11 protein-coding genes are annotated in these 14076 nt (G+C 42.9%); 3 read left to right on the forward strand and 8 right to left on the reverse strand.

The window, feature by feature from the left end:
* Positions 1-237: 237 nt before the first annotated feature.
* Entirely contained in the window at positions 238-588 is a 351-nt protein-coding gene (locus MSG93_RS14305; protein ID WP_005231727.1) for a hypothetical protein, read from the forward strand.
* A 38-nt stretch (positions 589-626) separates the two neighbouring features.
* Positions 627-1265, forward strand: coding sequence for a DUF2238 domain-containing protein (locus MSG93_RS14310; protein WP_324622301.1), 639 nt, complete (start codon positions 627-629; stop codon positions 1263-1265).
* 25 nt (positions 1266-1290) lie between these two features.
* Here the strand turns inward: MSG93_RS14310 and blp2 are convergent, their stop codons facing one another.
* The 6 genes from blp2 to MSG93_RS14340 all read right to left on the reverse strand — a co-directional run bounded on the left by blp2 (position 1291) and on the right by MSG93_RS14340 (position 9642).
* Positions 1291-3468 carry an Ig-like repeat protein Blp2 gene (gene blp2, locus MSG93_RS14315; RefSeq protein WP_324622302.1) on the reverse strand — a complete coding sequence of 726 codons (2178 nt, stop codon included), beginning with the start codon at positions 3466-3468 and terminating at the stop codon, positions 1291-1293.
* 239 nt (positions 3469-3707) lie between these two features.
* On the reverse strand, positions 3708-4670 hold the full coding sequence (sohB, locus tag MSG93_RS14320) for a protease SohB (RefSeq protein ID WP_005231730.1): 963 nt from the start codon (positions 4668-4670) through the stop codon (positions 3708-3710).
* 147 nt (positions 4671-4817) lie between these two features.
* Positions 4818-5732 carry a phosphate ABC transporter ATP-binding protein PstB gene (gene pstB, locus MSG93_RS14325; RefSeq protein WP_324622303.1) on the reverse strand — a complete coding sequence of 305 codons (915 nt, stop codon included), beginning with the start codon at positions 5730-5732 and terminating at the stop codon, positions 4818-4820.
* Positions 5733-5746: 14 nt separating this feature from the next.
* On the reverse strand, positions 5747-7135 hold the full coding sequence (pstA, locus tag MSG93_RS14330; RefSeq protein ID WP_324622304.1) for a phosphate ABC transporter permease PstA: 1389 nt from the start codon (positions 7133-7135) through the stop codon (positions 5747-5749).
* Entirely contained in the window at positions 7132-8511 is a 1380-nt protein-coding gene (pstC, locus tag MSG93_RS14335) for a phosphate ABC transporter permease subunit PstC (protein WP_004770234.1), read from the reverse strand. Before pstC ends, pstA begins: the two co-directional genes overlap by 4 nt.
* A gap of 99 nt (positions 8512-8610) precedes the next feature.
* The gene (locus MSG93_RS14340) at positions 8611-9642 is read right to left on the reverse strand and encodes a substrate-binding domain-containing protein (protein WP_324622305.1); all 1032 of its coding nucleotides are present in this window, start codon (positions 9640-9642) and stop codon (positions 8611-8613) included.
* Between the two features lie 344 nt (positions 9643-9986).
* On the opposite strand from MSG93_RS14340, the gene MSG93_RS14345 reads away from it, so the two are divergent.
* Positions 9987-10436 carry an SRPBCC family protein gene (locus tag MSG93_RS14345; protein ID WP_199949931.1) on the forward strand — a complete coding sequence of 150 codons (450 nt, stop codon included), beginning with the start codon at positions 9987-9989 and terminating at the stop codon, positions 10434-10436.
* A 286-nt stretch (positions 10437-10722) separates the two neighbouring features.
* Here the strand turns inward: MSG93_RS14345 and MSG93_RS14350 are convergent, their stop codons facing one another.
* On the reverse strand, positions 10723-12105 hold the full coding sequence (locus MSG93_RS14350) for an amino acid permease (protein WP_005231736.1): 1383 nt from the start codon (positions 12103-12105) through the stop codon (positions 10723-10725).
* A 138-nt stretch (positions 12106-12243) separates the two neighbouring features.
* On the reverse strand, positions 12244-13965 hold the full coding sequence (locus MSG93_RS14355) for an alpha-keto acid decarboxylase family protein (RefSeq protein WP_324622306.1): 1722 nt from the start codon (positions 13963-13965) through the stop codon (positions 12244-12246).
* Positions 13966-14076 lie beyond the last annotated feature (111 nt).

A 14076-nucleotide genomic window follows, 5' to 3' on the forward strand; every position in this document is an offset into this window, starting at 1 on the left:
CAAACTAGGATAACGCTAAAAGTTATTTCTTATCAATCAATTAAAATTTATTCGACTGATCTTTATGCATGGTCCGATGGGCTATTTCAATCCTGCAGTTTTTGCTAGGATGAAATCATGCAAAAGATGTATAAGTTTTTTTAATTTTTATTCTGTCAGACATAAATATTTAATTTATAAAACTAAACTTCTATACAATAATAGCGTCTTTAAAATTTCACTGTATCTCGATCTATCATGAAACTTTTGTGCTTACTCCTTGCCACGCTTAGCTTAACCGGTTGTATCTTTGGAAAATCAAGCGAGGTCAAACGTGCAGAGAAAGTCTTACAAAATTTTCAATGTCATAATATTGAATCCAGTGAGCTGGCGACCTCTTCTATTTCAACCTTTTATCAGCAATCCTTGGCTGCCAATAAGGAAAAGGCCGCTTCTTATATTGAACAATATAAAAATGGTGAAGATCTCTTTGACATTCCCCTAGATGAAGTTGTACAACAAAAATATCAATTATATATACAAGCGTGTCAGGCACTTGGCGGTATATCTACAACAAAAGAACCGATTGCTGTAACTTCTACAGAGTAAGGATAATACGCTTTTCCTGATCGCGTTTAGGACGTGACATGATCGAAAAACAATTTACTTTAAAACATTATCTGGCACTGGCGCTGATTGTAGTCGCCGTTGCCATTGCAAGTATTGATCCACTGGAGTTTGAGGCATATCTGTTACATCAGGCCGGCACTGTCTTTATGTTGATTGTGCTGCTGCTGACGTTCAAAAAAGTGGGCCTTGATTATGCAAGTTTCTGCTTCTATCTTGTCTTTCTTCTGATTCATATTATTGGTGCGCACTACCTCTACTCCTATGTCCCTTATAACCAATGGATCCTGTATTTTTTCAATTTTGATTTAGATCAAAGCATGGGCTGGTCACGCAATATGTATGATCGGCTGGTTCATTTTTCTTATGGACTGTTGCTCTATCCTTTTGTCTATCGCTGCTTTCAGGTCTGGCTACCCACTGCAAAGCCATTTTCGTTATTTCTGCTTGTGATCCAGTTTGTCATGGCCTCCAGTGTATTTTATGAACTGCTGGAATGGGGACTTTCTATCAGGTTATCGCCGGAAGATGCAGAAAACTATAATGGTCAGCAAGGTGATATGTGGGATGCGCATAAAGATATGTTCCTGGCAACAATTGGAGCGATCCTGACCGGTATTATTCAACTGGTAAAACAAAAGACGCTTATTGAAAAATAAGCGTCTTATTACATCAGTAGATGGATTAGATAATTGAATGCTGTAATACATCCAACTGGTCAAAAGGCCCGGCCTTGATGGTTTGGGCAAAATCAAAATTTTCTAAATGCTGATGGTCTGGGCTTGCAGTCGCCGTTGATGGGGCTTGAGTAGCAATAATTTGATTCAACACCTCATCGACCTGATGGTTTGACGTCTCAGTAGTAGACAACAATTCACTAAGATTTAACTTCTCTGCTGCAGATGAGGGCGAGACCGCTGCCTGTTTGCTTTGAAAAGCCTCCAGATTGATGGCATCAACCAGAGAGGCTTGCGTTACGGCAGAGTCCGAAGCTTCACTTTGTAGTGATGCTGTCGTGGTCGGCGCAACCACATTGAAACTAAATCCATCACTCATTTCACTGATATTACCCGCAGCATCGGTCTGGGTCAGGGTGATCTTATGCGCGCCGAGTCCTAATTCTTGGCTAAAGTTAAAACTCCATTTGCCATTATCCCCTACGGTTACCGTACCCACCGGCTGTCCATTATCATAAATCGTCAGTACTGCTTTGGCCTCTCCAATCCCCGCTAAAGTCGGCTTGCTATCATCGGTATTTGCACCCGCAGCAATGGCCCCTTTGACTGGTCCCACATCATCAGTCACCGTTTGCAAGATCGGTTTATTCGGTGCAATGGTATCTTTTGCGCCCAGTACGTCAGTGGCATCCGAACGATTACCAGCCGCATCAATCACATATACTTTACCCATATTTTTATCGGTTAACGCAGGAGAGACAGTGATGCTAAATTTCCCATCGGCTCCAACCGTGCCTGTCCCGATCGTTTTGCCATCCGGGCCTTTAATTTCAATTTTACTATTCGCTTCGGCAGTGCCCGTAACCGTATCACCTGCAGCATTGATCTGGGCAGCAGCTTTGTCTGGTGCGATGGTATCTTTACCTGCAGTGATTTCCAGTGGTTTTGAGACATTACCTGCCGCATCTTCCAGCACGATAGAGGCCTTTTTATCCGCACCTAAAGCTGGTGACAAGCCAATTTCAAACTTACCTTGCGCATCAGTGGTGCCACTTCCAATCACATTACCTTCGGCATCTTTGACCACAACTTTGCTATTGGCTTCTGCCCGCCCTACGATTGAAGTCCCTTCTTTATTCACTTCTACGGTCGGTTGATCGGGTGCAACCGTATCCTTGCCGGCAAATACCTTTGAAGGTTCTGACTTGTTGCCTTCCTTATCTTCCGCCACAACAGTTCCCCCCTTCTCGCTGGTTAAAGGAGGTGAAACCTTGATCGAATACAGTCCCTGTTTATTGGCGATTACGGTCCCGAGCAGGTTATTATTGGCATCATAAATCGAGACTTTGGCATTAGCCTCGGTCTTACCGGTGACAATGGTGCCATCGGCATTCAGCTGGGCAGTCGGTTGATCAGGTGCAATAGTATCTTTATTTCCCATTACAACAGCCATCTTTGAAGCATTTCCCGCGCTATCAATCGCAGTGACTCCAACCCTGCCGCCATTCACCAAAGGCTGCTCCAGTTTGACCGTATAATTACCTTGTGCATCGGCTTGTCCCGTGGCAAGCACTTTCCCGCTGGCATCCTTGACTTCAATTCTGGCGTTTGCTTCAGCTTTACCAGTAATCGTTTGGGTATCGGTGCCTAAAGTTGCAGTCGGCGTCTCAGGTGGAGTCAGATCAATCGGTTTGTTATTGTTACTGTCCTTTTTATCGTCATCATCTTTAACAGCTAGCAAATAAACGCCTTCTGCCGCCAAGGCCACCAATCCCGCTTTGAGCAACTGTGATTTGGTAATCCCCAAGTCTTCTGTAGCATCTGACATCATCATGCTCTGTGAAGGTGGTTGCGTATAAGCAAACTGAGTCAGTTGCGTGGTCGGTACATAACGCACGAACTGGCCTGAATCATCAAACTGGGCGATGCTATAGCTACCATCTTGTTCAGGGAAAGCCAAAGTGTGTTCCATGACATTTGCATCAGTATAAAAATCACTAATAATGATTTTTTCACCGTTTTTAAGTGTAATGACAAGATCATTACCTTGTTTCATAATAGATTTGATATCGTCCTGATTTACACCAATCTGGACAATCGAAGGCTGATCGAGCATGACCGCTTTTATTTGTCCATCTTGTAAAATATTCGAATTTTTCTTCGAAGAAACGACAACTCTTGTCATTTTTATGCTCACTTATCAATTATATTTTTATCTATTTGTCGGTTAATGAATAATTAAGTAATTCATCCGCATTTAAAATATCAAAACATTCCTACAACAACAATCTCTACAGCAGCATTTATGCGGTTTAATTTAAATTGACCATGCATTCAAAAACCAGACTATAAAAAATGATTCATATTTTGATGCCATATAAAAAAACCAGCCTGATCTGGCTGGTTTCTTGAAGTAGACTCGGATTAGAATTTTGGATCGCGCATTTGTACAAGCGTACTATTGGCCTTCGCAAGGCTATCTGTAATTTTACCCATTACCGCCGGTATAAGACTCTCAGCCATTTGTGCCGCTTGTAGGCCCAGCTTTTCACCAAATGTTGGGCGTTTACGCGTGTTAATCACATAAATATCATGTTTTGGCAACAGGCTCAGTAAATATTCATCTGAGGTCTGCAAGGTATCAACCAAATTGAGTTCGCGGGCATCTTCACCATACCAGTGCTCACCCGTTGCAACTTTGGCAACATCCAGTTGAGGACGATATTTCTCAACAAAGTGCTTAAATAAGGCATGGGTTTGCTGAAGTTCTTCTTCGAATTTCGCCTTGCCTTCCGGGGTGTTTTCCCCAAACATGGTCACGGTACGTTTGTATTCACCTGCGGTATACAATTCAAAATCGACATTATGTTGTTTTAACAGGCGGTTAAAGTTAGGAACCTGGGCAACAACACCAATTGAACCTACCACCGCGAATGGTGCCGAGATGATTTCATTGGCAATACACGCCATCATATAACCACCACTTGCCGCCACTTTATCTACACAGATCGTGACATGAAAGCCAGCATCGCGTAAACGCACCAGTTGCGCTGCTGCCAGCCCATAACCATGCACCATGCCACCTGGGCTTTCCAGACGCACCACCACACGATCATGTCCAGCTTTTGCTGTTGCCAAGATTAAAGTGATTTCTTCGCGGATGGTATCCACAGCAGAAGCCTGTACATCGCCTTTAAAATCGAGCACGTAAATCTTTTGATCATTCTTGCGGCGCACTTTTGCTTCTTTGGCAAGTTGCTGAACCAGTTGGAGTAATTCCAGACGAGACGCTGTTGTTTGTGCAATTTTTTTTCTTTGTTCATTCACACGCGCATTGAGATGACTAATACGAATTTCAGCGGGAAATTTGGGTAAATGGAATAACATACAGTAAGTGCTCTATAAGTTCGGCTTTATCCATCTAAGATGTGGCCTGCTGAATAAAAATTCAATAGTGAATTTGCAAAATAGATTCATTTTCATTTATATAATAAAAAAAAGAGCCCATAGGCTCTTTGATTGATCTGGCTTTGCTTAACCAAAACGACCAGTAATATAGGCTTCAGTCAACTGATGGTCAGGTTGAGTAAATACTTTCTCGGTTGAGTTGACTTCAATCAGGTCACCCAAATGGAAGTATGCCGTACGATCCGATACGCGCGCCGCCTGTTGCATCGAGTGGGTGACGATTGCAATGGTATATTGTTCTGACAATTCCGAAATCAGCTCTTCAATCTTTGCCGTTGCAATTGGATCAAGTGCTGAACAGGGTTCATCCATCAAAATCACTTCCGGACTCACCGCAATGGTACGGGCAATACATAAACGTTGCTGCTGACCACCCGATAAACCAGTACCCGGCTGACTTAAACGATCTTTGACTTCATCCCATAGACCTGCTTTACGCAAGCTGTTTTCTACGATTTCTTCCAGATCATATTTGTCACGTGCCAAGCCATGCAATTTCGGGCCATACGCTACATTGTCAAAAATTGATTTTGGAAATGGGTTCGGCTTCTGGAACACCATCCCCACTTGTGCACGAAGTAAAACGACATCAAGATTTGGATCATAGATATCCTGATTATCAAGTGTCACCTTACCGGTTACCCGACAGCTATCAATGGTGTCATTCATACGGTTTAGGGTACGCAGGAAAGTCGATTTACCACACCCTGAGGGACCAATAAATGCAATCACTTCATTTTGGTAAACATCCAGATCAATCCCCTTGATTGCTTCAGTTTCACCATAGTACACATGAACATCTTTGGTACTGATTTTCACTTCACTTGTCTGAGGTTTCTTAATTGAAGCCGCCGTTTCGAACTGAGAGACAAATGCAGTATTTGATTGCTTAACTTGCGCTTCAGATGACGTAAATTCTGTTTGCTGTGGATTCACTGATTTATCCTTTTCTACGGCGTTCATAATATCAATCGTATTCATTGTACTCTCCTCAATTACCAACGCACTTCAAATTTCTTACGGAGCCAGATAGCAAGGCCATTTAAACTGATCATTAAGGCAAGTAACACAATAATCGCTGCTGCTGTACGCCCTTCAAAGAAGTTACGTAATTCATTACCTTGCCATAAATAAATTTGTACAGGTAATGCAGTCGCCTGATCTAATGGCGTTGTCGGAACACTTGCAACAAAGGCACTCATACCAATTAATAATAATGGAGCCGTTTCACCTAATGCTTGCGCCACCCCAATAATTGCACCAGTCAGAATCCCTGGTAATGCTAAAGGCAGAACATGATGGAAAATAGTTTGAACCTTTGAAGCCCCAAGACCCAAAGCAGCCTGACGAATCGAAGGAGGTACTGCTTTTAACGATGCACGTGTGGTAATGATCACAGTTGGCAGAGTCATTAAGCTCAGTACCAGACCACCCACTAGCGGTGCAGATAAGGGTAAATGCATCCAGCTAATAAAGATCGCTGCACCCAACAAACCAAACACAATTGAAGGAACAGCAGCCAAGTTGTTGATGTTAACTTCAATAATATCGGTCATCATGTTCTTTGGCGCAAACTCTTCAAGGTAGATTGCACTTGCAACACCAATCGGAATAGAGATCACAATCACGATCAGCATCATGAACAGTGAGCCCATAAATGCACCCGCTAAACCACTGGTTGCAGGAGAACTACGAGAGTCTGGGCTAAAGAATAAATTGGTATTAAAGGTATTTGTTATAACGCCTTGTGCTTTTAACTTATCTGCAAGCTGACGAACCTCTGGGCTTAACTGTTGTTGATCATCAGGTAAAGAGCGATCAATATTTCCTGCTAACCAGACGTCAACATTCGCATCTGCCAAAAATTTAATTTCTTTTTTAGTGCCAACTAAAGATGGATCTTTAAGCACCATATCTCGAAGACGATAGGTTTCAGAGCTGGTATACAAACTACTTAACTCATCACGTTGAGATTCTAAAGCCTTATCTTTAGCAACAATGCCATTCACGATCAGGGCATCCCAATCCACCATACCCATCTCTGTTTGCCAAGCCACCATACGCTCTTCAAAATGTGCAGGTGTTTCCCCTGCTGTTATTTTGGGTTTTGCACCCGCATTGATAATTGCTGGATCAAAATATACAGGTACAGTTAGGCTATTTTGCCAAAATGCTGGTAAGCCCTTACTTAAAATACTACCGAAAAGTAAAGCGACAAAAGCAAGACCAATCACAACCGCAGAGAAACCAGCAAAACGAAATGCCTTTTCCTGACGATGACGCTTAGCCAAAGAGCTCTGGATTTTTCTTTTGCGCTGTTCACGTTGTTCAGCAGCTACTTTTGGATCTAACGCATCCATAGAAGTTGTATTTGATGAACTCATTCATATTGCTCACGATATTTACGCACGATATACAGTGCAATAATGTTTAGACCCAAAGTAATGACAAACAACGTTAAACCTAGGGCAAATGCCACCAATGCTTGCGGGCTGGCAAAGTCAGTATCACCAGTTAATTGGTTCACAATCGTTACGGTAACTGTCGAAACGGCTTCTAAAGGATTCACATGCAGTAATGGACTATTCCCTGCTGCTAATACCACAATCATGGTCTCACCAATCGCACGAGAAGCGGCTAACAGGAATGCCCCAACAATTCCGGGTAAAGCCGCAGGTAAAACCACTTGGCGAATAGTTTCAGACTTGGTTGCCCCTAAGCCTAAAGAACCATCACGTAATGCACGTGGCACCTGTGTAATGATGTCATCTGAAAGTGAAGAAACGAATGGGATAATCATGATGCCCATTACAAAGCCTGCGGTCAGTGCACTGGTTGCATTGATATGTAAGCCGACTTGTTCACCTAACATTTTGAAGAATGGGCCAATGATCATCAGGGCAAATACACCGTAAACAATCGTTGGGATACCCGCTAATACTTCAATCGCTGGTTTTGCCCAAGCGCGTAAACTAGGAGACGCATACTCTGCCAAATAGATCGCGATCATCAACCCGACTGGTACAGCAACGAGTAGTGCAATACCACTCACCATTAAGGTACCCCAGATTAAGGGTAAAATGCCGTAGCTTCCTTCTGCGTTACCAGATGTGCTAAAGCCTGGGCTCCATTCGGTACCAAAGAAGAAATCAAAAGGACTGACGAAACGGAAAAAGTGTAATGCTTCATTCAGCATGGACAGCACGATACCAATCGTGGTCAGGATCGCGACGCCAGAACATAAAATCAAACCAACATTAACTGCCTTTTCAACTTGGTTACGTGCGCGGAATTGTTGACTAACATGACGTTTTGCCCAAACCAGCCCCGCCAATCCAGCACTAATCACCACGGCTAATTTGGCAAAAGAACCAATGGTCTGGAATTTTGAAAGCTCTTGTGCTGCTGCTAGCTCATAAGCTGCTGGCTGATCAGTTACCCCAAAACCAGAAGCCAGTGCTTGTACACGGCTGGTTAATACATCACGTCCCGCCGCATCTAAAGTTGAACTTACAGAAGCAGGGATATTATTAAAAATAATATGTTGTAAAACACTTGGCTCAACCAAGTTCCAAATAATCAAAATTAAAAAAGCAGGAACACCACACCACAGCGCAACCAATGCCCCATAATACCCTGGACGAGAATGTAGTGCTGCTGAGTTATTTCCCTTACCTGCTAGGTTACGGCTTTTGCTCAGCCCGATTTGATATGCAATTGCCACAAGGGCTAATAACACACCGATAAGTAGCAGATTCATGTAATCTCCACTGTTTTCCCAATTTTCATGATTTGAAAAAACTTAGCTAGACAAAAAGGCTGATGAACCTAAGTCTCACCAGCCTCCCTTTTAACAATATTATTTAACTGATTTACCTGCTTTGAAATCAGCCAAGATTTTTGCGCGCTCTTTATCGCTTAAAGGAATCAAGCCCGCTTTTTCTAATTTAGAACCTTTACCAGAAATTTTCTTGTTCAAGAAGAATTCTGCAAATTGTGGCAAGCCTTTGATTGATTTCAAGTGTTCGCCTTTCACGTAGAAGAATAATGGACGAGAAACCAGGTAGCTACCATCCAGAACTGTCTTCTCTGATGGTGTCACGCCGTTTACTGTCGCGACACGTAATTTATCGCGGTTTGAATCATAGAAACCTAGACCAAATACACCCACTGCATTTGGAGAAGTTTTCAGGCGCGCTAATGTTTCAGTATAGTCACCTGCAATTTCGATCACACGGCCATCTTTACGGAAAGTTGAACATGCTTTCTTTTGATCATCTTTGCTTAAAGCTTTGTAGTAATCAAATGCTTCACAGCCTGCATCTACCATTTTTTCCTGGAACACTTCACGGGTACCATGGTTAGACGCTGGAATCACCAAAGTAATGGCTTCATTTGGTAATGATTTATCGATTTGGTTCCAGGTTGTATATGGGTTTGGAACCAGTTTACCATTTGAAGGTAATTGTGCAGATAATGCCATGAAGACATGCACTGGTTTTAATTTATAAGCTGCTTTTTTAACATTTGAAGCGAATACAATACCGTCGTAACCCACTTTGATTTCTTGTACTTGGTTTACGCCAGATTTTTTACATGTATCCAATTCTGAATCTTTGATTTGACGAGAAGCATTTGCGATATCAATCGTGTTATCGCCAACACCTTGACAGAATTGTTTCAAACCACCACCCGTACCGCCTGAGCCAACAACAGGTGCTTTAAATTGAGGGAAGGTGTTGCCAAACTCTTCAGCAACAATACTTGCAAACGGTAATACAGTAGATGAACCAGCAATTTGAATCGTATCACGAGCTGCATTTGCAGTCGTTGCTACAGTTGCCCCAGATACAGCTAATGCAATTGCGATGTGACGTGGATTTAAGCGCATTCTGTTTTCTCTCATTTATGCAATTTGATTTACAACTCTTTTCAAGTTAAGTGTTGTACTTTGGTTAACTGCATTTTGAGCAGATAATATGACAATTAAGTGACAACTTTATGACGCTTTTGTGATGGTCATATTCCATCTTAATTTTTTAGAAAATTATCGCTGATAAAATCTCAGCTTAGCTTTCAGATTTGTCACAAATCATAAAGAATAAAAACATAAGCACTTAATTTAATTAAACTTTACAGCCAACTAAAAAATTTTAATTAACAAAAAACCTGTTGGGTGCAAACGCCAGTTTATATATGTTTTATGACAATTCAGTCTAAAAAAGGTCAGCTCTAATGCCAAATCCTGTCACAATTACAACACAAATGATGATTGGTCAGCCGGTCTCCAACGTGTTTGAAGCCTTTATTGATCCAGAAATCACCTCAAAATTCTGGTTTAGCGCTTCCACGGGAAAACTCGAACAAGGCCATACCGTAAGCTGGACCTGGGAAAAATACCAAGTCTCAACAAAAGTCACAGTGACAAACATCATTGCAAATGAACTGATCCAGATTCAATGGGGTGAACCCAGCACGACCGTGGACTTTAAATTTGAAGCACTCAATGAATCACAGACCTATCTCACTATCCACAACTACAATATTCCCTTAGAGGGCGAAGAACTGATTGCTTTTATTATTGATAGTACCGGTGGCTTCACCACTGTATTAGATGGTTTAAAAGCCTATCTAGAACATGGTCTAGAACTTCATCTGGTACAGGATAAGTTTCCGCCTTTTTGATGGTGTTGCTAGCGCTGACAATAGCACGCCACTATTTTCCATCAGCCGTTTTCAAGTCTATGCCAAGCTATTGGAGATAGAACATGACTCATCTATGGCCGATCACTGCCCTCACATTCTGCTGATTAATCGCATAGCTCATCACCGCACAAACGTCCGATTCAGAAAAATCGCGTCTTTGGGAAAAATCTGACTTTTGAATTGATGGCCTCATGATCTACCCTGCCCCAAATAAAAAGGAGTTCATAGTTGAACTCCTCTTCTCTACGTTTAAATCGACTCAGTTTTAAATATTTGGCTGAGCTTGCGTCGACAACACTTCTTTCTTCTTATACTTCAGCACATAGACCAATGCCAGTAGCGCTAGCCAGATTGGCACCAGCATCACGGCAAGCCGCATATCCGGGGTGAGGCTCATGATCAGTAAAATCGCAAAGATGAAACCAATGGTCAGGTAATTACTCCATGGCGTTAAGATACTTTTGAACTTGGTGATGTGCTGTTGCTGCTGCATGGCTTTTCTAAATTTAAGATGGGTCCAGGAAATCATTAACCAGTTCACCACCAACGCCGCCACCACCAGCATCATGAGAAACTGGAAGGCTTTGCCTGGCATCAGGTAATTCACCACCACACAAAGTGCCGTCACGGAAGCAGATACAATTGCTGCTGCCATTGGAATACCACGGCGATTGACCTTTTGCAGGATTTTAGGCGCATTGCCCTGCATTGCCAGGCCATGCAGCATACGGCTATTACAATAAATACAGCTGTTATAGACTGAAATTGCTGCAATCAGTACCACAAAATTCAGCACATTGGCGACCCCATGACTATCTAAGGACTGGAAGATCAGTACAAAGGGACTGCCTCCTTCCGCCAGTTGATTCCATGGAAATAAACACAGCAATACCCCAATCGCACCGATATAAAAAATCAGGATCCGGTAGACGATCTGGTTTATCGCCTTAGGAATGGTTTTATCTGGATTTTTGGTCTCGGCCGCAGTAATCCCGATCAGCTCAAGACCACCGAAAGCAAACATGATCACGGCCATCGACATGATGAAACCATGCATGCCATTCGGGAAAAATCCGCCGTATTGCCACAAATTGGCCACACTCGCTTGTGGGCCTGCACTGCCAGAGACCAGTAAATAGAATCCAAAACCGATCATGCTCAGGATGGCAATGATCTTGATACAGGAAAATAAAAACTCGGATTCGCCAAAGAAGCGGACATTCACCAGGTTGATGCCGTTAATCAGGATAAAAAAGAATAAGGCCGTGATCCATGTGGGCAGTTCAGGCCACCAGAACTGTATAAAGGTACCGATTGCACTCAGTTCCGCCATACTCACCAGCACATACAGTACCCAGTAATTCCAGCCCGACATAAAGCCTGCCATCGGGCCCCAGTATTTATTGGCAAAATAACTAAAGGAGCCACTGACCGGCTCCTCGACCACCATCTCACCGAGATGACGCATAATTAAAAAGGCAATCACGCCAGCCAGTGCATAACCCAGCAGAACCGAAGGTCCTGCCAGTTTAATGGTTTGGGAGATACCCAGAAACAGGCCTGTACCAACCGCACCGCCTAATGCAATCAGCTGTATATGCCGATTGGATAAACCCTGTTTTAAATCATGTTTATTGTCTACATCCATCACTTATCTCCAATGTGTGTGTCACATCCTGTACACCTTTATGCAGCGTTAAATTCGAAGCCAAAAGTCCGGCTTCGAATCTGGTTCGCTTTCTTATCAATTTATAAATTTGAAGATTGTTCCTGCCTGATCGCTGATCTAGAAAGAAATCACTTTTTGACAGGGCGTGTTCTGAGCACGCTGTTTGAGAATTTCATAGCCGCGATCACCATAGTCAAAGCGCGCAATCACCGAAGCAAATTTTTTCAGGCTCAGTGGTGCGTCCATTGCGGGAAGTTTTAATTCAATAAAAGTCAGACCATCAAATTGCTCGATACTGTCCAGGGTCTGTTTAAGTTGACCTGCGGTTTCAACCACACAGCTCTTATATTGGTGCTTGCCATTAAATACCCCAGCAATCTGGGTATAGTGCCAGTTTTGAATATCGTTATAAGCGGCATTTTCTCCCATGATCAAACGTTCAATGGTATAGCCGCCATTATTCAACAGGAAGATAATCGGCTTAAGATCATGACGGATAATGGTGGAAAGTTCCTGTACCGTTAACTGGAATGAACCATCACCAATAAACAGGATTTGACGACGTTCCGGGGCCGCCAGCAAACTGCCCAGTAAGGCAGGTAAGGTATAACCGATCGAGCCCCACAGTGGCTGGGCAATATATTTCGCCGTTGCCGGGAGCTTTAAACCTGCCAGTGCAGAATTGGAAGTCCCTACCTCGCCGATAATGACATCATCCTCTTTAATAAAATTAGCCACTGCATTCCAGAGAATATCCTGACTCAGCTTTTGCTGTTCAGGGACATCAATTGCTGGTGAGGGTTGTTTTTCCAGCATCGGCTTGGAAAGTTTACGTGGCGCAACTTTCTTGTTAAGTTCAACCAGAAGCTGTCCAATCTCAATTCCCGGATAATCCTGACCAAAAATCGTCAAGGCATAGGGTTTGATTTCAATATAATGTTCAGTGGCGATCTGATGGGTAAACACACCCGTACCGACATCGGAAAAACGGACACCGATTCCAATCAGGCAGTCAGATTGTTCAATGGTATTGCGGACATGCGGCTGACTCGCGCCTCCTACATAGGTTCCCACATAACGGGGTGAACCTTCATCCATAATATTTTTTGCCGTGAGCATGCTGGCAAAAGGAATCGAACATTTTTGCGATAAATCATTCAGCAATGAAGTCACCCCAAATACGGATGCTTCATTATCAATTAACAAGGCTGGATGTTGAGCAGCACCGATCACTTCACATAGTTTCGCCACAGCACTGTGTAGCAGCTCTGGCTCAACCGCTGGATAGGATAAATCCAATGGACGGTCTGTCACTTCAATTTTGACATGGGTAATATCTGAAGGGAGCTGGATATGCACTGGACGACGATCCAGAAAACACTGGCGTAACACACGGTCAATTTCAAATGCAGCATTGGCAGGCGTCAAACGGGTTTGTGCCACGGTGAACTCTTTCATACAGTTCATGATATTGTCATAATTGCCATCCACCAGCGTGTGGTGCACCAAGGTGCCCTTCTGAACCACATGCAACGGTGGAATACCCGAGATATGTACCACAGGTACATTTTCGGCGTAAGCACCGGCAATGCCATTAATCGCGCTTAAGTCACCTACACCATACGTCGTCGTCAAGGCCGCAAAACCGTTGATCCGTGCATAGCCGTCTGCGGCATAGGCCGCATTTAATTCATTACAATTGCCGATAAATTCGAGTTGTGAGTCTGCTTCTACTTGTTCGAGATAAGACAGGTTAAAATCACCAGGTACACCAAAGAGATGCAGGATACCCATTTGTTTTAGACGAAGATTTAAAAAGTCACCGATTTCTATGAACATTGCGCTACATCCTTTCAAGTCAATTTTTTATTCCATAGAAAAATAATATTTCATCTGTGTTTTAGATTTCGTGCATAATGGAAACGGATTTTAATAAAAATACAATATTTG

The sequence above is a fragment of the Acinetobacter sp. IK40 genome (assembly GCF_035615075.1).
GTDB classification, from domain to species: Bacteria; Pseudomonadota; Gammaproteobacteria; order Pseudomonadales; family Moraxellaceae; genus Acinetobacter; species Acinetobacter courvalinii.